22 protein-coding genes and 1 tRNA gene are annotated in these 21,341 nt (G+C 57.1%); 14 read left to right on the forward strand and 9 right to left on the reverse strand.

Annotation, left to right across the window (positions count from 1 at the left end; all coding sequences use genetic code 11):
• Nucleotides 1-55 precede the first annotated feature (55 nt).
• The 4 genes from ACG74X_RS15745 to ACG74X_RS15760 all read right to left on the reverse strand — a co-directional run bounded on the left by ACG74X_RS15745 (nt 56) and on the right by ACG74X_RS15760 (nt 4,022).
• Complete coding sequence (locus ACG74X_RS15745) at nt 56-916, reverse strand: DMT family transporter (RefSeq protein ID WP_411236067.1); 861 nt, start codon at nt 914-916, stop codon at nt 56-58.
• A gap of 79 nt (nt 917-995) precedes the next feature.
• Nucleotides 996-1,721 carry an acetoacetyl-CoA reductase gene (gene phbB, locus ACG74X_RS15750; RefSeq protein ID WP_411236068.1) on the reverse strand — a complete coding sequence of 242 codons (726 nt, stop codon included), beginning with the start codon at nt 1,719-1,721 and terminating at the stop codon, nt 996-998.
• Between the two features lie 119 nt (nt 1,722-1,840).
• The gene (locus ACG74X_RS15755; protein ID WP_411236070.1) at nt 1,841-3,013 is read right to left on the reverse strand and encodes an acetyl-CoA C-acetyltransferase; all 1,173 of its coding nucleotides are present in this window, start codon (nt 3,011-3,013) and stop codon (nt 1,841-1,843) included.
• Between the two features lie 181 nt (nt 3,014-3,194).
• The gene (locus ACG74X_RS15760) at nt 3,195-4,022 is read right to left on the reverse strand and encodes an EAL domain-containing protein (protein ID WP_411236071.1); all 828 of its coding nucleotides are present in this window, start codon (nt 4,020-4,022) and stop codon (nt 3,195-3,197) included.
• 232 nt (nt 4,023-4,254) lie between these two features.
• Between ACG74X_RS15760 and rpsD the strand changes: the two genes are divergently transcribed.
• Nucleotides 4,255-4,875: a 30S ribosomal protein S4 gene (gene rpsD, locus ACG74X_RS15765; RefSeq protein ID WP_411236072.1), complete on the forward strand. Its 621-nt coding sequence runs from the start codon at nt 4,255-4,257 to the stop codon at nt 4,873-4,875.
• Nucleotides 4,876-5,017: 142 nt separating this feature from the next.
• On the opposite strand, the gene ACG74X_RS15770 is transcribed toward rpsD, so the two are convergent.
• The gene (locus ACG74X_RS15770; RefSeq protein ID WP_411236073.1) at nt 5,018-5,233 is read right to left on the reverse strand and encodes a DUF1127 domain-containing protein; all 216 of its coding nucleotides are present in this window, start codon (nt 5,231-5,233) and stop codon (nt 5,018-5,020) included.
• A gap of 220 nt (nt 5,234-5,453) precedes the next feature.
• On the opposite strand from ACG74X_RS15770, the gene ACG74X_RS15775 reads away from it, so the two are divergent.
• Both ACG74X_RS15775 and preA read left to right on the forward strand, forming a co-directional pair.
• The gene (locus tag ACG74X_RS15775; RefSeq protein ID WP_411236074.1) at nt 5,454-6,788 is read left to right on the forward strand and encodes an NAD(P)-dependent oxidoreductase; all 1,335 of its coding nucleotides are present in this window, start codon (nt 5,454-5,456) and stop codon (nt 6,786-6,788) included.
• Nucleotides 6,781-8,088: an NAD-dependent dihydropyrimidine dehydrogenase subunit PreA gene (gene preA / locus ACG74X_RS15780; protein WP_411236075.1), complete on the forward strand. Its 1,308-nt coding sequence runs from the start codon at nt 6,781-6,783 to the stop codon at nt 8,086-8,088. The genes ACG74X_RS15775 and preA overlap by 8 nt, the downstream gene beginning before the upstream one ends.
• Before the next feature lie 133 nt (nt 8,089-8,221).
• Here preA and ACG74X_RS15785 read toward each other — a convergent pair whose 3' ends face one another.
• Together ACG74X_RS15785 and ACG74X_RS15790 are read right to left on the reverse strand one after the other, a co-directional pair.
• Nucleotides 8,222-8,464, reverse strand: a complete 243-nt coding sequence (locus ACG74X_RS15785) for a hypothetical protein (protein WP_411236076.1) — start codon at nt 8,462-8,464, stop codon at nt 8,222-8,224.
• Between the two features lie 44 nt (nt 8,465-8,508).
• On the reverse strand, nt 8,509-9,123 hold the full coding sequence (locus ACG74X_RS15790) for a TetR family transcriptional regulator C-terminal domain-containing protein (protein ID WP_411236077.1): 615 nt from the start codon (nt 9,121-9,123) through the stop codon (nt 8,509-8,511).
• A 186-nt stretch (nt 9,124-9,309) separates the two neighbouring features.
• Between ACG74X_RS15790 and ACG74X_RS15795 the strand changes: the two genes are divergently transcribed.
• The 6 genes from ACG74X_RS15795 to ACG74X_RS15820 all read left to right on the forward strand — a co-directional run bounded on the left by ACG74X_RS15795 (nt 9,310) and on the right by ACG74X_RS15820 (nt 15,718).
• On the forward strand, nt 9,310-10,560 hold the full coding sequence (locus tag ACG74X_RS15795) for a Zn-dependent hydrolase (RefSeq protein ID WP_411236078.1): 1,251 nt from the start codon (nt 9,310-9,312) through the stop codon (nt 10,558-10,560).
• Between the two features lie 68 nt (nt 10,561-10,628).
• Nucleotides 10,629-12,083 carry a dihydropyrimidinase gene (hydA, locus tag ACG74X_RS15800; protein WP_411236079.1) on the forward strand — a complete coding sequence of 485 codons (1,455 nt, stop codon included), beginning with the start codon at nt 10,629-10,631 and terminating at the stop codon, nt 12,081-12,083.
• A complete protein-coding gene (locus ACG74X_RS15805; protein WP_411236080.1) occupies nt 12,083-12,904 on the forward strand; it encodes an ABC transporter ATP-binding protein in 822 nt (273 codons plus the stop codon). The genes hydA and ACG74X_RS15805 overlap by 1 nt, the downstream gene beginning before the upstream one ends.
• 6 nt (nt 12,905-12,910) lie before the next feature.
• Nucleotides 12,911-13,843 (forward strand): ABC transporter permease, encoded by a 933-nt coding sequence (locus tag ACG74X_RS15810; RefSeq protein WP_411236081.1) that lies wholly within the window; start codon nt 12,911-12,913, stop codon nt 13,841-13,843.
• On the forward strand, nt 13,840-14,688 hold the full coding sequence (locus ACG74X_RS15815) for an ABC transporter permease (RefSeq protein ID WP_411236082.1): 849 nt from the start codon (nt 13,840-13,842) through the stop codon (nt 14,686-14,688). The genes ACG74X_RS15810 and ACG74X_RS15815 overlap by 4 nt, the downstream gene beginning before the upstream one ends.
• A 43-nt stretch (nt 14,689-14,731) precedes the next feature.
• On the forward strand, nt 14,732-15,718 hold the full coding sequence (locus tag ACG74X_RS15820) for an ABC transporter substrate-binding protein (RefSeq protein ID WP_411236083.1): 987 nt from the start codon (nt 14,732-14,734) through the stop codon (nt 15,716-15,718).
• Between the two features lie 48 nt (nt 15,719-15,766).
• Here the strand turns inward: ACG74X_RS15820 and ACG74X_RS15825 are convergent, their stop codons facing one another.
• Nucleotides 15,767-16,789, reverse strand: coding sequence for a LacI family DNA-binding transcriptional regulator (locus tag ACG74X_RS15825; protein ID WP_411236084.1), 1,023 nt, complete (start codon nt 16,787-16,789; stop codon nt 15,767-15,769).
• 132 nt (nt 16,790-16,921) lie between these two features.
• On the opposite strand from ACG74X_RS15825, the gene ACG74X_RS15830 reads away from it, so the two are divergent.
• From ACG74X_RS15830 to ACG74X_RS15850, 5 genes are all read left to right on the forward strand, one after another.
• A tRNA-Arg gene (locus tag ACG74X_RS15830) sits at nt 16,922-16,998 on the forward strand.
• Between the two features lie 155 nt (nt 16,999-17,153).
• Entirely contained in the window at nt 17,154-18,008 is an 855-nt protein-coding gene (locus ACG74X_RS15835) for a hypothetical protein (protein ID WP_411236085.1), read from the forward strand.
• 41 nt (nt 18,009-18,049) lie between these two features.
• Nucleotides 18,050-18,478, forward strand: coding sequence for a plasmid mobilization protein (locus ACG74X_RS15840; protein ID WP_411236086.1), 429 nt, complete (start codon nt 18,050-18,052; stop codon nt 18,476-18,478).
• On the forward strand, nt 18,472-20,025 hold the full coding sequence (locus ACG74X_RS15845; RefSeq protein ID WP_411236087.1) for a relaxase/mobilization nuclease domain-containing protein: 1,554 nt from the start codon (nt 18,472-18,474) through the stop codon (nt 20,023-20,025). The genes ACG74X_RS15840 and ACG74X_RS15845 overlap by 7 nt, the downstream gene beginning before the upstream one ends.
• Before the next feature lie 306 nt (nt 20,026-20,331).
• Nucleotides 20,332-20,637 (forward strand): hypothetical protein, encoded by a 306-nt coding sequence (locus tag ACG74X_RS15850; protein WP_411236088.1) that lies wholly within the window; start codon nt 20,332-20,334, stop codon nt 20,635-20,637.
• A 20-nt stretch (nt 20,638-20,657) separates the two neighbouring features.
• Here ACG74X_RS15850 and ACG74X_RS15855 read toward each other — a convergent pair whose 3' ends face one another.
• Nucleotides 20,658-21,152 (reverse strand): methyltransferase domain-containing protein, encoded by a 495-nt coding sequence (locus tag ACG74X_RS15855; protein WP_411236089.1) that lies wholly within the window; start codon nt 21,150-21,152, stop codon nt 20,658-20,660.
• Between the last annotated feature and the right edge of the window lie 189 nt (nt 21,153-21,341).

Genomic DNA, 21,341 nt, shown 5'->3' on the forward strand with positions numbered 1-21,341 from the left:
CACAACCCGGGCTTTTTACATCTTGCGGGCTGACGTAACCGACCTTTGTCACCTATCAACCACGCGACGCCATCGCGGCCATTGCGGCCCCCAAGGTGATCAAACCAGCTGCAAGCAAAAGCTGCCAGGACGCCTGCGCATAGCCCGCAGCGATCAATACAAGCGTGGACAGCAACGGGGCGGCATAACTGGCGACTCCCAACACCTGGATATCCCCGTGCTTTACGCCGATATCCCACACATAGAACGCCACTCCGACAGGCCCCAGCCCCAAAGCCAAAACCGAGACCCAGGCCAACCGTGTTTCCGGCCACAACGTGGTTTCAAAGATCAAATGCGCGGGCACAGACAACAGAGCCGTGAACACGCAAAACAAGGCAACCGCGTCGGTTGGCACAGCTCCCAGGCGTCGCGACACCACGGAATAGGTGCTCCAGGTCACCGCGCACAGTGCGGCAAGGATCAGGCCGGGCGTTGCCATCGGATCGAAATCCGCCCCGTTGCGCAGAACAATCAAAGCGGCCCCGCCAAACGACACAAGCGCGCCCAAGACATGGCCCCGTCGCAACCGCTCATTGGGCAAGAGGCCGGAAAACACCACGATCAGCAATGGCCAAAGATAGGCAATCAATCCGGCCTCTGCTGGTGGTGCCAGCCGCAACGCCGAAAAATAAAGCGCATGATAACCAAACAGACCCGCCGTGCCGAACAGGTACACTTTCCACGACACCTGCCCAAGAACCGCCCATCTGCCCCGCAGGGTCACGGCGACACTTCCAACCGCGCCCCCGATGGCGAAGGTCAGCGCGTTTAACAAAAACGCAGGCACCGGAGCAGAGGCCGCGGTAAACACTGCCAAAAGCGCCCAAAGAAGGACGGCAATAAATCCGATGCCTGTGGCGCGTGTGCGGGTCATGGCCTCGGCTACGCGCACGCGTGACAAAAGAAAAGGCCCGCGCACCAGGCACGGGCCTTTTAATTGTCACATAGCCGGGTCAGACGAAGAACTGCGCGCCATTGGCCGAAATTGTCGACCCGTTGATAAAGCCCGCATCATCCGCAACAAGGAACGCCACACAGCGGGCAATTTCCTCGGGCTCCCCCAAACGACCGGCAGGGATCTGTGGAATGATCTTGGAATTCAGAACCTCTTCCGGAATTGCGCGAACCATTTCGGTGCCGATATACCCCGGACACACCGCGTTCGCAGTGATGCCCGCCCGCGCGCCCTCTTGGGCCAGTGACTTGATGATGCCCAGATCACCCGCCTTGGTCGCGGCATAGTTGACTTGACCAAACTGGCCTTTCTGTCCGTTGATCGATGAAATCACCACCACGCGGCCGAACTTGCGCTCGCGCATCCCGGGCCAGACGGGATGGATCGTGTTGAAAACACCGGTCAGGTTGGTGTCGATCACCTCTTTCCAGGCCTCGGGCGTCATTTTGTGGAACGGTGCGTCGCGCGTGATACCTGCATTTGCAACCACAACTTCGATGGGGCCAAGGTCGGCTTCGACTTGCGCAATGCCCGCTTTTGAGGCTTCGTAATCGGCGACATTCCACTTATAGGTCTTGATGCCGGTCGCATCTGTGAAGGCGGCGGCCTTTTCATCATTGCCGGCATATGTCGCGGCAACGGTATATCCGTCAGCTTTGAGCCGTTTTGAAATTGCTTCGCCGATACCGCGGCTACCGCCGGTGACTAGGGCTACACGGGCCATGAGGGATCCTCCAATTTGATCAATTCTGCGGCAATGGGCATCTTTGGGCCCTAAATACCTCGGGGGTATGGGGGCAGAGCCCCCATGTGGCGCGGCACGGTCAGGTGCCGCAAGTCAGCTTAGCGTTCGACACACAGGGCAACGCCCATTCCGCCACCGATGCACAAGGTGGCGAGACCTTTTTTGGCATCGCGACGCGCCATTTCGAACAACAACGTATTCAAAACTCGCGCACCAGACGCGCCGATCGGGTGACCGATCGCAATCGCACCACCATTGACGTTCACGATGTCCGGATTCCAGCCCATATCCTTGTTCACCGCACAGGCTTGTGCTGCGAACGCCTCGTTGGCCTCTACCAGGTCCAGATCGTCAACGGACCAGCCCGCTTTATCCAGCGCCTTGCGCGACGCATAGATCGGGCCGACGCCCATGATCGACGGATCAAGCCCGGCGGTCGCATAAGATGCGATGCGGGCCATCGGGGTGATGCCGCGCTGTGCTGCGGTATCTTCGCTCATCAACAGAACGCCCGCCGCGCCATCATTCAGGCCAGAGGCATTGGCGGCCGTGACCGACCCGTCCTTGGTGAATGCGGGGCGCAATTTTTGCATGGCGTCCATTGTCGCGCCGTGGCGGATGTACTCATCCTTATCGACCACGATGTCGCCCTTGCGGGTTTTGACGGTAAAGGCAAAGATCTCGTCATCGAATTTGCCAGCCTTTTGTGCCGCTTCCGCCTTGTTTTGCGATGCAACGGCAAATTCATCCTGCTGATCGCGGCTGATCTGCCATTTTTCTGCAACGTTTTCTGCAGTCTGACCCATGTGATAGCCATTGAACGCATCCCACAAACCATCACGGATCATGGTGTCGATGTATTTGACATCGCCCATTTTGTGGCCGGCACGCAGATGTGCGGCGTGCGGGGAAAGCGTCATGTTTTCCTGACCCCCGGCGCAGACGATCTCGGCATCGCCCAGCAGGATATGCTGTGCCCCCAAAGCGACGGCGCGCAGGCCCGATCCGCAGACCTGGTTAAGGCCCCAGGCCGAACTTTCTTGTGGCAGGCCCGCATTGATATGCGCTTGCCGTGCCGGGTTCTGACCCTGCGCCGCGGTCAAAACCTGTCCCAGGATCGTTTCTGACACAGCCTCTTTTTCGACACCCGCGCGCGCGACCACTTCACTAAGCATGGCCGCGCCCAGATCATGTGCGGGTGTGTTTGCGAAAGAACCGCCGAACGACCCAACAGCCGTCCGAGCGGCGGATGCGATAACGACATTGGTCATATTGTCCCTCCACCAAAGTCTTGGTCCGGGGTTGGACCCGCAGTGATTTTCGCACATTTGCGTCTACGGCCCCCAGAACCGTTCCGACGTCTGAGTAAAGCAATGGCGTGGTTGCGGATACCTGACAGGGTGTCTCAGGCCTTTCATGCATGTCCGCTATGACGTAGCGTAATGTGAGCGCTCACAATGCCGCAGAACGGGCCTGAAACGCCTGCCACGGAGGGTCCACGGAGGGCGCGCCAAAATAATAGCCTTGCAGGCAATCGACCCCAAGATGCCCCAGCATATTGGCATCCGGGTGCGATTCGACAAATTCGGCGACGGTGAACATATCAAATTGCTGGGCAATGGCGACAATGGCGCGGGTCAGCACCTGATTGTCCGGGTCGGTTGCGATGCCACGAATGAACTGGCCGTCGATCTTTACAATGTCGAATTGAAACTCCTTGAGATAGCGCAAAGCGGTGTATCCCGCGCCAAAATCATCAAGCGCAAAGCTGATGCCAATCTGCTGCAAGTCACGCATGGCCTGCACCACCAGCTCGGGCACAAGCATTGCCGACGCTTCGGTGATTTCAAGAATCAGCCGTTCGGCGACTGTGTCATCCCGCGACAAACCCCGGTGCAGGACCTTTCGCCATTTAGGATAGCCGATAGAACGGGCAGACAGATTGATCGCCAATCGGATGCCCGGATTGCGGGCAAGGGTGCGCAGGCCGTGTTCCAGCGCAAGACAATCCAGCAGGCGCCCGGACTCCCGCTCTTCGATGGCGTCGATAAATTGACTTGCCGGGATGATCCGGCCGGTTGGGTCTGTGACCCGGATCAGACCTTCGTAAAAAGCGGTTTGGTTCTGCTGCACCGCATGCACAACAGGTTGAAAGGCAAGCCGGACCTCACGATGGTGAACCGCGTCTTCCACCATTGACAGGATATCCCGGTCCCGGACCTGAACCGCCTTGTCCAAGGCCGAGGCACCAATCGTTTTGCGGGTCGCACGCTGCGTCATGATACGAACACTCTTACTGGGTGAGGGTATGTAACGGGCTTGGTGTTAAACATCGCTTAATGGCCACCAACGTCTGTCTGCGCAGTTGACTCTGTCTCAACCGCCCGTATAAGCGCGGCTTCATTGGTGTTGGTGGCCCCCGCAAGGGGATTCCTGTCATGGGCAAACGCCCAAGAGGACAACGCCCTTCACAGTCGCCTTTCGGGGCGTCGTTCCAAGAAGGAGATCAGCCGTGACCAAACGCACGTCTGCCAAGTATAAAATTGACCGCCGGATGGGTGAAAACATCTGGGGTCGTCCGAAATCCCCCGTCAACCGTCGTGAATATGGCCCCGGCCAGCACGGTCAGCGCCGCAAAGGCAAAATGTCTGACTTTGGCCTGCAGCTGCGCGCCAAACAAAAGCTCAAGGGCTATTATGGCGACCTGACGGAAAAGCAATTCCGCCGCATCTATGCCGAAGCAGAGCGTCTGCGCGGTGACACGGGTGAGCAGCTTATCGGCTTGCTTGAGCGTCGTCTGGACGCGGTTGTGTACCGGGCAAAATTTGTCGCGACCGTTTTTGCTGCGCGTCAGTTCGTGAACCACGGACATGTTCTTGTCAACGGCCAGCGCGTCAACATCCCGTCCTATCGCGTAAAAGAGGGTGACGTGATCGAAGTGCGCGAAAAGTCCAAGCAGATGACAGCACTTCTTGAAGCCGTTCAACTGCCAGAGCGTGACGTGCCTGACTATATCGAGGCGGATCATTCCAAGATGAAGGCAACCTTTGTGCGCACACCGGCGCTTGGCGACGTACCGTATCCGGTCATGATGGAGCCAAACCTCGTCATCGAATATTACGCGCAGAACTAAAATCGGCGCGGTACGGATCAGCCGTACAAACCGAACAGAAAGCCGCCTCTCTCGGGGCGGCTTTTTTGATGTTTGGGGTAAAAATGAAAAAGGCCGCGCAATCCGCACAGCCTTTTTTCCGATCAGAATGGGTCTGGCGGTCTTATTGCCAAAACATATCCTGAAAGACGTGCCGCACGATATCGTCGCGACGCAATCCTTTCGCTTGCAATGCCTCGTCCGTCATCGCCTGAAGGCGCTCTACTTCACGGATGCGCCAATTTGTTTCGGTCACCTGGCTGAAGCCACGCGATAATCCATCAATCAGGCGGGACAAAAAGCCTTGCTTTTCGTCTTGGTATGACTGTGTCAGTGCCATTTTGTGCCTCTGTTATGCTCATAATTTCAACGACCTGCATCTAAGCCTTTGAAATAATGAAGTGTACCGCCTCTTTCACATACCCGGCACGACCAATTTGCATAGCGATCCAGATCCGAAATCAGGGAGAAAGTCACGGCTTCAAAATTTTACCAGTTGATAAAATTTTGAAGCCGTGAGACCGTTTGCCAAAAGTTCAAGCAGATCTCGGAGGAAGATGATGGATGCCAGAGCTTTGAAAGACGGGGTGGTTCCCGGCCGGTTGGACGCCGATGTCCTGACCGAGCAGTTTGCAGATTTGCATGCCCCGCTGAGTGATCACGAAGCTTTGGTTGCGGCAGACCGATGTTACTTCTGCCACGATGCGCCCTGCATCACGGCCTGTCCCACCGCCATCGACATCCCGCTGTTCATTCGCCAGATCGCCACCGGCACACCCGAGGCGGCGGCGAAAACCATCCTGACCCAGAACATCATGGGCGGCATGTGCGCGCGGGTCTGTCCCACAGAGACGCTCTGTGAAGAGGCCTGCGTGCGCGAGGCCGCAGAGGGCGAGCCGGTGCAGATCGGGCGGCTTCAGCGCTATGCAACCGATGAGCTGATGTCGCAAGGCATCCACCCGTTCTCCCGGGCGGCCTCGACGGGCAAGCGTATTGCCGTGGTCGGGGCCGGTCCGGCAGGGTTGTCCTGCGCGCATCGCTTGGCGATGCACGGGCATGCCGTGGTGGTCTATGACGCACGGCCCAAGGCGGGTGGTTTGAACGAATACGGGATCGCGGCCTATAAAACGACCGATGATTTCGCCGCGCGCGAGGTGGATTGGTTGCTGCAGATCGGCGGGATCACAATCGAGACCGGACAGGCGCTTGGGCCTGATCTGACGCTTGAAGGCCTGCGTGGTGCGTTTGACGCGGTGTTCCTTGGGATGGGCCTTGGCGGTGTGAACGAATTGACAGCACCCGGCGCAGACAAGGACGGTGTCCTTGATGCGGTCGATTTCATCGCCGAGTTGCGCCAATCCTCTGATCTTTCCGCTTTGCCCGTGGGCCGGGATGTTGTCGTGATCGGCGGTGGCATGACGGCGGTGGACGCGGCTGTGCAATCCAAGCTCTTGGGCGCGTTAAACGTGACGATTGTCTATCGGCGAGGGCGGGACCGGATGAACGCGAGTGTTTGGGAACAGGACCTTGCGGCAGCGAAAGGTGTGCGGATTATCACCAATGCGTCACCTGTCGCGGTACATGGCAACGGATCGGTTCGAGAGATCGAGTTCGAGTTTACCGATGATGATCTGAAGCCGACCGGAGAGACGTTCCGCCTTGCCGCTGATCAGGTGTTCAAGGCCATCGGCCAGACGCTTGAGGGTGATGGTTTGCCAGACCTTAACGGGGGCAAGATCGCCGTAACGGGTGCGGGACGGACCTCTGTCAACGGGGTTTGGGCTGGCGGCGATTGCGCTGCGGGTGGCGAAGACCTGACTGTGACGGCGGTGGCCGAAGGCCGGGATGCGGCCGAAGATATTCATGCAACCCTGATGGAAGGCGACAATGGCTGATCTGACAACTGACTTTGTGGGCATCAAAAGCCCAAACCCGTTCTGGCTCGCCTCAGCGCCACCAACGGATAAAGAATACAATGTCCGCCGGGCTTTTGACGCCGGATGGGGAGGCGTTGTCTGGAAAACGCTGGGGGAAGCAGGCCCGCCCGTGGTGAACGTGAACGGGCCGCGATACGGTGCGATCTGGGGTGCGGACCGGCGGGTTCTGGGGCTCAATAACATCGAATTGATCACCGACCGGCCCCTTGAGGTGAATCTGCGCGAGATCAAGGCCGTCAAGCGCGATTATCCGGATCGGGCCATGATCGTGTCTCTCATGGTGCCTTGCGAAGAGGCGGCCTGGAAAGCGATCCTCCCATTGGTCGAAGAAACCGGGGCCGATGGGGTGGAGCTGAACTTCGGCTGTCCCCACGGCATGTCGGAACGCGGTATGGGCAGTGCCGTCGGACAAGTGCCAGAGTATATTTCGATGGTCACGCGATGGGTGAAGCAAAACACGCGCATGCCGTGTATCGTCAAGCTGACCCCTAATATCACCGATATCCGTCAACCCGCGAAAGCGGCGTTGGACGGCGGCGCGGATGCGGTCAGCCTGATCAATACGATCAACTCGATCACGTCGGTGGATCTTGATCTGTTTGCGCCCGAACCGACGATTGATGGCAAAGGCGCGCATGGCGGATATTGCGGTCCCGCTGTCAAACCGATTGCGTTGAACATGGTGGCTGAAATTGCGCGATCTCCCGAGATGAGGAATTTACCGATTTCGGGCATCGGCGGTGTAACGACATGGAAAGACGCCGCCGAGTTTATGGCGCTGGGTGCCGGAAACGTTCAGGTGTGTACAGCAGCGATGACCTATGGCTTCAAGATTGTTCAGGAAATGATCTCGGGTCTGTCGCAGTATATGGACGAGAAGAACATGAGTGCGACATCCGACCTTGTTGGACGTGCCGTGCCAAATATCAGCGACTGGCAAAACCTGAACCTGAATTATGTGACCAAAGCCAGAATCGATCAGGATTTATGTATTCAATGTGGCCGCTGTTTTGCGGCGTGCGAGGACACGTCGCATCAGGCGATAGCCATGTCTGAGGACCGGGTTTTCACGGTCAAAGACGACGAATGCGTCGCCTGTAACCTGTGCGTGAATGTGTGTCCTGTCGAGAACTGTATCACTATGGAAGAGCTCGCGGCGGGCGCGTTGGATGAACGGACAGGAACTTCTGTTGTTGCGGATCATGGGGATTGGACCACGCATCCGAACAATCCAGCGATGCGATCTGCGGCGGAGTAGGTGTCAATTTTCTGAGCGAAATTTATTATTTACTAACCCCGGTCCAAGAAACTTCGTACGAAGTTTCTTTTGGCCACCCAGTAAATTTTGTTGCGCGACGGCGGTGGTTGTGACGTTTTTTGCCGTGCCATTCTCAGCCCAATCGAAGAATTGGTTGTGAATGGCAGACAATCATGTAATCGGTGCCGACATCATAGAGTTGAAACCCCCGCGCACGGACTTCGGCTTTCAACAGATCGAGCCCGATCTCACGATGCACCGCACCTTTCTTGCGTCTGACCACACCTTTGCGGCGAACGGCATCTGCGCTGAACAATTGCGCGCGCCAGTGTGGGTTGAACGCGGTCGGGGCATTAAAGCTGTGCTGCATATCCATACGCATCCTTTTGCAGCAATCTGATGAAGTCTTGGTAAATTCGGTCACGGTGTCAAAAGTTTGACAAACATGTTTTCCACAAATTCATCAGCGTCCCGCCGCCGTTGGTGATCTTCGGGCATCAAAACGGCAATCTGGGTTTCGAAATCCGCATAATGCTGCGTGACGGCCCAGATGGAAAAGATCAGATGCTCGGGATGCATCTGTGCAAGTTTGCCGTCCTGCATCCATTGTCTGAGAACGGCGCATTGCTTGTCAAACAGTGGCTTGAGGGTGCTTTCGAGATACGGTCGCATCCTTGGGGCACCTTGCACAATTTCATTGGCAAAAAGTCGGGATTCCCGTGGATAAAGGCGGCTCATTTCCATCTTGCGGTGGATATACGACATAATTTCATCAAGCGGATCGCCGTCGGGGTTCATTTGGTCCAACGGGCTAAGCCATTCGGCCATTAGCGTATTTAGCAGATCAACGTGGATCGCTTCTTTGTTTTTATAGTAATAGATCAAATTCGGTTTATGCATGCCGCACGCGTCAGCGATTTGATCAAGCGTTGTGCCTCTGAAGCCTTGCTCTGCGAACAGGCCCAAAGCGGCGTCCAGAATGCGTTTTCGGTTTTCTTTCTGGATGCGGCTCGGTTTACGGCGGGCGGTGCTCACGGCGTGAAATCTCTCGTGTCTAAAAGGCGGGCAAAGCGCGTTGTTTGGTGAACAGGTCGGTGCCCGATCAGAGATGATAGCTTGACAGCTCCGGGGCGCGTTGCAATCGTAACTTTACCAAATGGTAAAAAACCTGAAGGGCGCGCGCAAGCCGCGCTCACAAGACCATAGGCAAGGGGGGACATAATGGCAGCACCTGGTGAAAACCTGCGGATCAATGGAGACCGGTTGTGGGACAGTCTGATGGAGATGGCCAAGATCGGACCAGGTGTGGCCGGCGGGAACAACCGTCAGACACTCACCGATGAAGATGCCGAAGGGCGCGCGTTGTTTCAAAAATGGTGTGACGCGGCTGGTTGTTCGATGGCGGTTGATCAGATGGGCAACATGTTTGCGCGTCGCGAAGGAACAGACCCCGAGGCCCTTCCTGTCTATGTTGGCTCGCACCTCGATACGCAGCCGACAGGCGGGAAATACGATGGCGTTCTGGGCGTGCTGGGTGGTCTGGAAGTGATCCGAACCCTGAATGATCTTGGCATCCAAACCAAACATCCCATCGTTGTGACCAACTGGACCAATGAAGAGGGAACACGCTTTGCCCCTGCCATGCTGGCGTCGGGTGTCTTTGCTGGTAAGCACCCGCTGGATTGGGCGCTGGAACGCGAGGACGCGCACGGCAAGACATTTGGCGAAGAATTAGAGCGGATCGGTTGGAAAGGGCAGGAAAAGGTCGGCGATCGCAAGATGCATGCCTTTTTTGAGCTGCATATCGAACAAGGGCCGATCCTTGAGGCCGAGGGCAAGGACATTGGCGTCGTCACCCACGGGCAGGGCCTGCGTTGGATTGAATGTACGGTCACAGGCAAGGAAAGCCACACGGGCTCTACACCTATGGCGATGCGCAAGAATGCCGGACGGGGTTTGGCGCTGATCACCGAACTTGTGCATGAGATCGCGATGAAGAATCAACCGAACGCGGTTGGTGCGATCGGGCATATCGATGTGTACCCCAATTCGCGCAACATCATTCCGGGAAAGGTTGTGTTCACCGTGGATATGCGGACGCATCTTTTGGACAAGCTGAATGACATGGTCGACGAATTCATGGAACGCGCGCCGAAGCTGTGTAAGGAGATCGGCGTGTCTTTTGACAGCCATATTGTCGGTCAGTTCGACCCGCCCGCATTTGATGACACCTGTGTTGCTGCGATCCGTGATGCGGCAGAGCGGTTGGGCTATTCGCATATGAATATCGTGTCCGGCGCGGGGCATGATGCGTGCTGGATCAACGATGTGGCCCCAACGGCGATGGTGATGTGCCCCTGCGTTGACGGTCTTTCGCATAACGAGGCGGAAGACATAACCAAAGACTGGGCCGCTGCGGGGACGGATGTTTTGTTCCATGCAGTTGTCGAGACAGCGGGGATCGTGCGCTGATTGGGGGCCAGCCCCCAAACCCCCGGGATATTTAAGACAAGAAGAAGTTCAGAACCACGGAGTTCATCATGACCACAGTCATCAAGAACGGAACAGTTGTTACAGCGGATCTTAGCTATCGGGCGGACGTGCTGATTGAAAACGGGGTGATCATCGAGATTGGGCCGAACCTGTCTGGGAACGAGGTTCTGGATGCCACGGGATGTTATGTCATGCCCGGCGGGATTGACCCGCATGTGCATCTTGAGATGCCGTTTATGGGGACGTATTCGTCTGATGATTTCGAAAGTGGCACGCGCGCGGCATTGGCGGGTGGAACCACCATGGTGGTTGATTTCTGCCTGCCGAATCAAGGCGAGGGCCTGCATGATGCGCTCAAGCGGTGGGACAACAAATCGACCCGCGCGAATTGTGATTACTCGTTTCACATGGCCGTGACCTGGTGGGGCGAGCAGGTCTTTAATGACATGAAATCGGTTATTGAGGATCGTGGGATTACCACGTTCAAGCATTTCCTTGCGTACAAAGGCGCGCTGATGGTGAATGACGATGAGCTGTTCGCGTCGTTCAGTCGGTTGTCCGAATTGGGCGGGATTGCCATGGTGCATGCCGAAAATGGGGATGTGGTGGCCGAGATGACGGCCAAGCTGTTGGCCGAAGGCAATACCGGCCCAGAGGGGCATGCCTATTCGCGGCCGTCCCAGGTGGAAGGCGAAGCGACGAACCGGGCGATCATGATTGCCGATATGGCGGGTGTGCCGCTTTATGTTGTGCATACGTCTTGCGAGGAGGCCCATGAAGCGATCCGGCGGGCCAAGATGCAGGGCAAGCGCGTGTGGGGAGAGCCTTTGATCCAGCATCTGACGCTGGATGAAAGCGAGTATTTCAACAAAGATTGGGATCACGCCGCGCGTCGGGTGATGTCGCCTCCTTTCCGCAACAAGAAACATCAGGACAGCCTTTGGGCGGGTTTGCAATCGGGATCGTTGTCGGTCGTGGCGACGGACCATTGTGCGTTTACCACCGAACAGAAACGCACCGGGATTGGTGATTTTTCCAAGATTCCCAACGGCACGGGTGGGCTTGAGGACAGGTTGCCCATGCTGTGGACACATGGGGTGGAGACCGGGCGTCTGACGCCGAACGAGTTTGTCGCCGTGACTTCGACCAATGTTGCGAAGATCTTGAATTGTTACCCGAAAAAGGGTGCGGTTCTGGTCGGGGCCGATGCGGATTTGGTGGTATGGGACCCCGCAAAAGAAAAGATTATTGCGGCTGACAATCAACAATCTGCCATTGATTACAATGTGTTCGAGGGCCACCCCGTCACGGGACTTCCGCGCTTTACACTGACGCGTGGGCAGGTTGCCGTGCATGAGGGAGAGATCCGCACACAAGAGGGCCATGGCAAGTTTGTTGCGCGAGAGCCAAATGGGACAGTGAACAAAGCATTGTCGACCTGGAAGGATCTCACTGCGCCGACGCCTGTGAAACGGACGGGAATTCCGGCGACGGGGGTTTGATGCACGATACGGCACAAGATTTGGCCGCAGATCAGAGCGTGAGCGCCCCCGTGATTTCGGCGCAGGCTTTGGATCTGACCTTCCAGACCAATGATGGCCCGGTACACGCTTTGTCCGGGATAGATCTGACCATCAATAAAGGTGAGTTTGTCAGCTTTATCGGCCCGTCCGGATGCGGCAAAACAACGTTTCTGCGATGTGTTGCTGCGTTGGAGACACCGACCGGCGGGACCTTAACCGTCAATGGCATGACACCGGATGCCGCGCGCAAGGCGCGGGCCTACGGGTATGTGTTTCAGGCGGCGGGGCTGTACCCATGGCGGACGATTGAGAAGAATATCGCGTTGCCGCTTGAGATTATGGGATATTCCAAAGCCGATCAGGCAGAGCGCATCGCGCGGGTTCTGGACCTTGTTGAGTTGTCGAATTTCGGCAAAAAGTACCCTTGGCAATTGTCTGGCGGGATGCAGCAGCGTGCGTCGATTGCGCGGGCTTTGGCGTTTGATGCGGACATCCTGCTGATGGATGAGCCGTTTGGCGCGCTTGATGAGATTGTGCGCGATCACCTGAACGAACAGCTTTTGGAGCTTTGGGCGCGGACGGAAAAAACCATCGGGTTTGTGACCCATTCCATTCCCGAGGCGGTGTATTTGTCGACCAAGATTGTTGTGATGTCGCCGCGTCCGGGGCGGATCACCGATGTGATTGACAGCCCTTTGCCAAAAGAGCGGCCCCTGGATATCCGCGATACGCCAAAGTTTCTAGAGATCGCGCATCGCGTGCGCGAGGGGCTTCGCGCAGGACATGCCTATGATGATTGACGTGACATGAAAAATGCCCTGCCGGTTCTGAGCGTGCTGATTGCCCTGGTGGCGATTTGGTACGCTGCCGTGGCCCCGATGAACATCCGCGGCGCGTTGGATGTTGCAGAGCGCAGCGGTGCAGAGGTGGTGCCCCCCGAATCGCGGGCGCGGTTCGAGACCCCGATCTTGCGGTTGATGATCGACAATTCCCAGCACATTGCCGCGGGATATAGCCTCGACCGGCCTCGGCTTCCGACGCCGGTGCAGGTGGGGCGGGAGCTTTGGAAAACAACCGGAGAGATGGCGCTGAAAGGACGCGCGATGTCGAAACGCTCGTTGATTTATCATGGATGGATCACCCTGCAATCCACCCTTTGGGGATTTGCGCTGGGCACCTTTCTGGGCATGGTTGGGGCGGTCGCGATTGTCTACAGCCGGGTCGTCGACATGAGCTTGATGCCCTGGGCCATTATCAGCCAGACGGTGCCCATTGTGGCCCTTGCGCCGATGATCATCGTGCTGTCGAGCCAGATCGGAATCGAAGGCAGGGTGGTTCCGAAAGCCATCATCTCGGCCTATTTGTGTTACTTTCCGGTGCTTGTGGGGATGGTCAAGGGCTTGCGCTCGCCAGGAATGGCGCAGCTTGATCTGCTCAAGACATACTCGGCCTCCGGGCTTCAGGTGTTTTTGAAGTTGCGCTTGCCGGCGTCGATGCCGTATCTGTTCACATCTCTCAAAATAGGCATTGCAGCGGCGCTGGTCGGGACCATTGTCGGCGAATTGCCGACAGGGGCGATTTCGGGATTGGGCGCGCGCATTCTGATTGGCGACCAGTTTGGAACGCCGCTTGCGATTTGGGCAGCTTTGTTCGCCGCCGCCATCCTGGCCGGTCTTTTGGTGACCCTTCTTGACATCATGCAGCGCGCCACATTGCGGCGTATGGGGATGCAATCATGAGCTGGATGGTGTTCGCGCTGGTGTTTTGGGGCGGTGCCTGGGCGCTGAACAGCTATCTGGCCAACTCGCCCTGGCGCGGATCGCTGTTTGTCCGGGTGCTGATCCCGGTTCTGTTCGGGGTGACGCTGATTGTGTTGTGGGAAGGCGTCGTGCGCGGATTTGCCGTGTCACCTGTCATCTTGCCTGCGCCGTCCACGGTTGCCGTGACCTTTGCAAATTCGACCGATATCCTTTGGATGGATTTCAAGCAAACGGTCCTCAAGGGGGCGGTATCGGGATTTTTGATCGGTGTCACAGCGGCCTTTGTGACGGCGGTTTTGATTGATCGTTCCGCGTTTCTGACCCGCGGTTTGTTGCCCATCGGCAATTTTGTGGCGGCACTGCCTATTGTCGGCATCGCGCCGATCCTTGTCAGCTGGTTCGGCTTTGACTGGCAATCGAAAGCGGCGGTCGTCGTGGTGATGGTGTTTTTCCCGATCCTTGTGAACACGGTTCAGGGGTTGCGGGAAACCGATGCGATGCAGCGTGATTTGATGCACACCTATGCTGCCGGATATTTGGACAGTCTGATCAAGTTGCGCCTGCCCGCTGCGCTGCCCTTTGTGTTCAATGGTCTGAAAATTGCGACAACACTTGCGTTGATCGGGGCAATTGTTGCTGAATACTTCGGGTCACCGACGCGCGGTATGGGGTTTCGCATATCGACGGGAGTTGGCAGCCTGTCAATCGACCTTGTCTGGGCCGAGATTGTCGTCGCGGCCATGGCGGGAACGGCGTTTTATGGGCTGGTGGCCTGGATCGAAAAGCGGGTCACGTTCTGGCACCCGTCGCATCGTTCAAATTGAAGAAAATAAAAAAAACGACAAACAACAACCTGGAGGTAATACCATGAATTCGAAAATCCTTGGGGCTCTTGCGGCCTTTGGTCTGGCGGCTCCGGCATGGGCCGCTGATGATGTTACTTTGCAACTGAAATGGGTCACACAAGCCCAATTCGCTGGATATTATGTTGCCCTTGAAAACGGATATTACGAAGAGGCGGACCTGAACGTAACGATCCTGCCCGGTGGCCCGGATATCGCGCCCACGCAGGTGATCGCGGGCGGCGGTGCGGATGTCACTGTCGAATGGATGCCCGCCGCACTGGCGGCGCGTGAAAAAGGCCTGCCCTTGGTGAATATCGCGCAGCCTTTCAAAAGCTCGGGTATGATGCTCACATGTTGGAAAGACGCCGGAATCTCAAGCCCGGAAGATCTTAAGAACCGCACATTGGGCGTCTGGTTTTTTGGCAACGAATTCCCGTTCATGTCCTGGATGAGCCAGCTGGGCATCTCGACCGATGGCAAGGGGGAAAACGGTGTCGAGGTTCTCAAACAGGGGTTCAATGTAGACCCGTTGTTGCAGCGGCAGGCCGATTGCATTTCGACCATGACCTACAATGAATATTGGCAGGTGATCGACGCGGGCGTAAATCCTGATGACCTGGTTACGTTCAAATACGAAGATCAGGGTGTCGCGACGCTTGAGGATGGTTTGTATGTCTTGGAAGAGCGGCTTGATGATCCGGAATTTGTCGACAAAATGCAGCGTTTCGTTTCGGCGTCGATGCAGGGGTGGAAATGGGCGGAAGACAACCCCGAAGACGCCGCGATGATCGTGCTTGACTATGATGAAACCGGCGCACAAACCGAAAAACACCAGAAGCGTATGATGGAAGAAGTCGCAAAACTGACGTCGGGCTCTAACGGGGCACTTGATCCGGCGGACTTTGAAAGAACCGTCGCCACGCTTTTGGCTGGCGGGTCTGATCCGGTGATCACCGCCGACCCAGGTCAGGCGGCCTGGACGCATGCCGTGTCTGACGCGCTGAAGTGAGGCTGATCAGCGCGGACATATAAGAAGGGCCAACACGGCCCTTCTTTATTATCGGCGCAATGTGTCACCATAGCTGATTTTCGGGGTCAGTTCGATCACTTTGGGCCTCTCCTCGTCCGGTGCCGTGACCCGTTGCGCAATAATTTCCGCAGCTTTCTCACCGATTTCGGTGCGGCATGCATCCATGGTGGCTAGATTACGGGGCAGGCCATCGAGCAATTCAACACCGTTGAACCCGGCAAGCCCGATCTGATCAGGAATTGCGATACCTTGTTTTAGCAGCGCGAACAGACCACCGGCGGCGATCATGTCGTTCGAATAATACAGAAAATCCAGATTGGGATCGCGTGCCAACATCGCGTCGGTCATCTCACGCCCTTTGGCCAGGGCCGATCCGCCGGAATAGAATTCCTGATCCGCGATTTCGATACCGCCTTTGGCAAGGGCTGATGTGAACCCCTCAAACCGTTTGCGGGCGCGGTGATCAAGGGGCATTTTTGTGCCCATGAACCCGATCCGTGTGTATCCTGCTTTCAAAATGGCCTCCGCCATTTTGCGTCCGGCGCGGCGGTGTGAAATTCCCACCATGGCGTCTATCGGCGTGCCGTCAACATCCATGATTTCCACGACGGGAATTCCGCTTGCGTGAAGCATGGCACGGGATGCGTCTGTGTGCTCCAGCCCTGCGATGATTACTCCTGACGGACGCCAAGAAAGCATTTCGTACAGAACACGTTCCTCTTTTTCAGGAAGATAGTCCGTTACCCCCACAACGGGCTGCAGTTCGGTTCCTTCAAGCACGGCGCTGATGCCTGACATGACTTCCGGGAACACCATGTTCCGAAGGCTCGGAATAATCACAGCAACCAGATTGACGCGCTGGCTTGCAAGCGCACCGGCGATCTTGTTTGGCACGTAACCAAGCGATTTTGCCGCCGACAGCACGCGTTCGCGCGTCGCTTTTGAGACGTCGCCCCGGTTGCGCAAAACGCGGCTGACCGTCATTTCCGAGACGCCTGACGCCTCTGAAACATCACGCAAAGTAAGAGCGCGGCTATCATCATTGGTCAAGAGAAGCATCCTTTTGAAACTATTCGGATGTTAACTCAGGCCATGTCAGTCGAGCAAGCACTTGCGACCAATCGCAAAATATGGATCGTGACAGATGACAAGCGCCCATTTCGCAAGTATGCCATCGTCCAAGGCCCCGTGGCTCAACTGGATAGAGCAGCCCCCTCCTAAGGGGCAGGTTGCAGGTTCGAATCCTGCCGGGGTCGCCAAAACTACCTGAAAAATATGGCTTATTTACAGGGCTTTGTGCAGAAGCTTGCAGAAACTCCCGAGAGCTTTCGCGCCAAATTCTGCTGAAACGGCGGAAACCTCGTACAAAACCTGTACAAAATTCGCACGTCTTTGCGCAGTTTGGGGCCTTCCAATGAGCTGGCGGGTTGCGAATACATGCGCGGAACGGAAGTTCGGCAGCGCAACGCGCAAGCAGATCATCATGTTCTTGGCCGACAAGGCCAGCGACGATGGCTCAGGCATCTGGTGTTCCAAAGGAACGATCCAGCGGCATACCGAGCTGGGGGAGACGACAGTAAAACGGACGGTTCGCGAATTCCTCAAAGAAGGCATCTTGGTCGAGACCGGTGCACGCACCTGCAAGAACGGTTTCACCGTCGTTTACCGGATCGATCTGACCAAGGTGGAAGCGCTCGAACCCACGCTTGAGCCCGAGATTGAGACGGGGTCCACAGTGGCCCCCGTCCAGACTGGCCCCGGTACGGGGGCCACTATGGACGGGGTACCGGGGCCACCACGGCCCCCAAACCATCCTAAAACCATCCATAAACCACCTACGCGCAGGCGCGAGGCGGCGGAGGATTCAGAAGCTGAGGAGATTCTGGCGGCGTATCCATCGGACCGATTGCGAGGCAAAGCGGCCTGCCTTTCCCAGATCGAAGAGGCCATGAAGGAAGGGATTGCACCGGAGGACTTGCTGCAGGCCGTCCAGGCCTACGCGAACGACAGCGCAGGTTTCACCCGCTCCAAGGTCTGCTTTTCCGACAACTGGTTTCAGTCGCGGCGCTGGAAGGGATACCTCGAAGACATCCGCACCAAGCGAGAAGAGGCCCAAGCAGCAAGCGCCGATCACCATGCGCGACTGGCCTGCTGGATCAGTGACCGCAGCCCGATGTGCAAACACATAACGGCCCCTCAAGTGACGGCTTTGCTGGCGTCGAAGATGGTGACAGAGGCACAAATCCAAGCCGCTGGCCTCAGATCATGACCGCAACCGATCCCACCGAAGAGCAAACAGCAAGGCGACCCATGTCATACGCTGGTGCTGCTGACACGGGACCTTGCGAGGGGCGGCACGCCTCCCCTTCGAACCCCACCGGCGCGGGCAAAGCCCCCGCCAAAGAGCCGCTGACCGAGACCTTCGTCTTTCGCTGCACCGCGTCTGAGAAAGCCCAGCTGCGCGCCAAGGCCGAGGCCGCTGGCCTGCCTGCCTCGACCCTTCTGCGCGAGGCGCTTGGCCTCACTGAAGCGCGCCGTCGCAAGCCCATCCCGCGCGTTGATCCGGCGCTGGTGCTGGCCGTCGGGCGCATCGGCGGCAACCTCAACCAGATCGCCCGCTGGCTGAACCACGCCATGAAGGTCGGGCGCGCGGACCTCGACGCGCTGACCGTCGCCCGCCGCCTTGTGGTGATCGAACGCCAGCTTGCCGCTCTCCTCGATGAGGCACGGCGGTGCTGATCAAGTTCTTCCCCAATGGCAAAGGCGCGGGCGCGGGTCCGGTCGGGTACCTGATCACCGAGCGGGTGCTGGCCTATGACGGCAACCGCGACCTGATCCGCGATGCGGAGGGCCAGCCGATGACCGTTACCCGCGATCCGCTTCCTGAGGTCCTGCGCGGCAACCCTGAGCGCACCGAGGCCCTGATTGATGCCAGCCGCCACCAGTGGACCTACCGCGCGGGCGTGATCAGCTTTGCCGACAGCGACGCCCCGACCGAGGACCAGCAGGCCGAGGTCATGGACCAGTTTGAGCGGCTGGCCTTCGCGGGGCTGGACCCTGAGCAATATGAGGTGCTCTGGGTCCGGCACGCCCACGAAGGCCGGGTCGAGCTTCACTTCTGCACGCCGCGCCTGGAGCTGACGACGGGTAAGAGCCTCAACATTGCGCCGCCGGGCTATCAGGACGCCTATGACAGCCTTCGAGACGTGATGAACCAGCGCCATGGCTGGGCCGATCCGATGGATGTCGAGCGCGCGCAGGAGGTGCGCGACACCGTCGAGGCCCCGACCCGCGCCCTAGGCCGTGACGAGCTGCACGCCTGGATTCAGGACCAGATCGACCTCGGCCTGATCACCGATCGCGTATCCATGATCGATGCGCTCACCGACGCGGGCTTCGACCTGCCGCGCACCGGCAAGGCCTACATCACTGCCCGCGATCCGGACACCGGCGAGCGCTGGCGGCTGAAAGGAGAGATTTTCCATGAAGACTGGCAAGCCGACCCGGCTGAGCGAGAAGCTGAACGCGGAGCTCGACACGATCCGGGCCGAACACGTCGCCTCGATCTCGTCCCAGCTCAAGAGCTTCAGGATCGATTTGAAGAACATTGTGGGCGTCGCGCAGCATACCATCGCGAGCGATACGCGCCGCTTTCAGACCGAGACGGCGAGCATGTTCGAGACGCAGCTGAGATCGATCCGCCTGTGGCTGACGATCTCGCCCTGGCTGATCGCGGCGATGGTGCTGACGGGGATCGCCTTGATGATGGCCGCGAGCTTCTTCTGGACGGTGCATCTGACTCGCTCGGAACTGAAGGAGATGGGCCTGACACGGATCGAACGTCCCGAAGGGACCTGGTTGATCCTGGACCCATCAAAGACGCGGCTCAGGACCTGCACGATGGGCGAGAGGCACGTCACCTGCATCAGGATCGAGGAGGATTAGATGACCCAACTGACAGCCTTGGAACGCGACTTGCTCGCCTGCGTCGAGCGGTTGGTGACGGCCTCAGAGGCCTCCGCGAAGGGTTTGACCGCCTTGGAGACACGCTCGACCGGCAGGATCGAGAGGGAACTGGCTGGCTTGAAAGATTGCGTGACCTTGCTCATTCGTTCGCAGGCCGCATCCATGAAGGCCTTGAGCGGATTGCTGAACGACGAGGCGAGCTACAAGACGCTGAACGAGAACTTGCAGCAGAGCTTGACCTTAGCGAAAGCCGCCGCCGAGAGATTGAAGGACAGCTAGACAGTCAGGAGGCAGATGCGGAGCGGGGATTGAGGCATTAGGCTCGTTCAGTGTTCTATTCTCATGGGTCCTAGAGGCAACTCAGACCGCTGATCCTCAGAGCTTAATAAAAGATGCTTATGTACCAAAATGGAACGTATCCAGAGGATCGAGGCAACACGACATAATAACTAGATCATCATGCAAAGTTGCACGGCTTCGCTGATTGGGCTTATTGTTCCTGAACACGCAAGATCGATCTAAGGACTAAGAACAAAATGCCAAGCTCAAGGCTGAAAACCGCCACATCAGTGGTGTACTTGGCAATTTCTTGCAACGGTTCCGCGCGAGACCTCGCTAATGAGTTTGTGGAAGAAGCCAAGACCAACACCGGGGTCATTGATGTTTCGCTCCTCAATCCACAGCCCAAAGATGTTCTGGATACACAGGATCGGGCGACTGAAACTGTCCGACTGGAGCTGAAGGGGTCCGCGGTTGCTATGCTCTTGGCCCAGATTATGAGACTTGTCTTGCCACGTCGGGACATCAACGAAACTGGCAATACCGTGGTCTTAAGCAAGGAAAATGGGCAATCAGTGGAGCTTGATGGCTCTCTGCCTGACGGGGATTATCTTGGAAGGGTCAATGAAGTCTTGGAGCTGATAGGCGACTAGTTCTTGATAAGAAAATCGCGTCAGAGCTTTCTTGCACTGATGTAGAACTCGTGACGCCCTGTATCAATTTGGATGTCAACAAAGAGCCATTTATAGAGTGCTTGAACAATCTTGTTTACAAGATTGTACGGAAGCATTCTTTGTGGAACTCCATAAAATTGACCATCTATGGCTAAGGCTAAGTCGTAGTTTGTCGGTGACAGTCCCGCAATGAGTTTCCCATCTTTGTAATATCCGAGAGGAACGGAGATTATCGCAAGGCCACCGGACTTGACAGAAAGTGCACACGAGCGAACTGCTTCTTCGATATCAAGGAACGATGAAGAAAAAGTCTTGAGGCTTATGTAAACGTCGGCGTTGTGAGCTGCGGCAGGCAGGTATTCCGCGTCACCATAGATTGGGTTCATATTAGGAAAAATTTCCGCAGCTCTCGATAACGCCGTTCTGGACAACTCTACACCAAAAAACTCAGAAAAGCGGTCGTATATGCCTACTCCCTCGAGCCCTGGCCCCATTCCGACGTTTACCAATTTTGAGTCAAATCTAACACCACGTTTGGTGAGTAGTAACCGGTGTTTCCGCCGCACACTTACGGCATAGCGCGTGATCTGCGATTCAGAGCTTTCTTTGGTTTGAAGGGAGTTTCTCGATGGGAGCTACAAGCGAGTTTCTGGCAAGGTTGCCGCGCCGGGCGGATGGTAAGC

It is taken from the genome of Marivita sp. S0852 (genome assembly GCF_046591575.1).
GTDB lineage: Bacteria > Pseudomonadota > Alphaproteobacteria > Rhodobacterales > Rhodobacteraceae > Marivita.

Bases quoted from the DNA above. Each gene is read 5' to 3' on its own strand.
- hydA (WP_411236079.1), top strand. From the start codon at position 10,629: ATGACCACAGTCATCAAGAACGGAACAGTTGTTACAGCGGATCTTAGC.
- ACG74X_RS15820 (WP_411236083.1), top strand. From the start codon at position 14,732: ATGAATTCGAAAATCCTTGGGGCTCTTGCGGCCTTTGGTCTGGCGGCT.
- ACG74X_RS15795 (WP_411236078.1), top strand. From the start codon at position 9,310: ATGGCAGCACCTGGTGAAAACCTGCGGATCAATGGAGACCGGTTGTGG.
- phbB (WP_411236068.1), bottom strand. From the start codon at position 1,721: ATGGCCCGTGTAGCCCTAGTCACCGGCGGTAGCCGCGGTATCGGCGAA.
- ACG74X_RS15785 (WP_411236076.1), bottom strand. From the start codon at position 8,464: ATGGATATGCAGCACAGCTTTAATGCCCCGACCGCGTTCAACCCACAC.
- ACG74X_RS15835 (WP_411236085.1), top strand. From the start codon at position 17,154: ATGAGCTGGCGGGTTGCGAATACATGCGCGGAACGGAAGTTCGGCAGC.
- ACG74X_RS15745 (WP_411236067.1), bottom strand. From the start codon at position 916: ATGACCCGCACACGCGCCACAGGCATCGGATTTATTGCCGTCCTTCTT.
- ACG74X_RS15770 (WP_411236073.1), bottom strand. From the start codon at position 5,233: ATGGCACTGACACAGTCATACCAAGACGAAAAGCAAGGCTTTTTGTCC.
- ACG74X_RS15755 (WP_411236070.1), bottom strand. From the start codon at position 3,013: ATGACCAATGTCGTTATCGCATCCGCCGCTCGGACGGCTGTTGGGTCG.
- ACG74X_RS15855 (WP_411236089.1), bottom strand. From the start codon at position 21,152: ATGGGGCCAGGGCTCGAGGGAGTAGGCATATACGACCGCTTTTCTGAG.
- ACG74X_RS15775 (WP_411236074.1), top strand. From the start codon at position 5,454: ATGGATGCCAGAGCTTTGAAAGACGGGGTGGTTCCCGGCCGGTTGGAC.
- preA (WP_411236075.1), top strand. From the start codon at position 6,781: ATGGCTGATCTGACAACTGACTTTGTGGGCATCAAAAGCCCAAACCCG.
- ACG74X_RS15810 (WP_411236081.1), top strand. From the start codon at position 12,911: ATGAAAAATGCCCTGCCGGTTCTGAGCGTGCTGATTGCCCTGGTGGCG.
- ACG74X_RS15760 (WP_411236071.1), bottom strand. From the start codon at position 4,022: ATGACGCAGCGTGCGACCCGCAAAACGATTGGTGCCTCGGCCTTGGAC.
- ACG74X_RS15815 (WP_411236082.1), top strand. From the start codon at position 13,840: ATGAGCTGGATGGTGTTCGCGCTGGTGTTTTGGGGCGGTGCCTGGGCG.
- ACG74X_RS15805 (WP_411236080.1), top strand. From the start codon at position 12,083: ATGCACGATACGGCACAAGATTTGGCCGCAGATCAGAGCGTGAGCGCC.
- ACG74X_RS15840 (WP_411236086.1), top strand. From the start codon at position 18,050: ATGTCATACGCTGGTGCTGCTGACACGGGACCTTGCGAGGGGCGGCAC.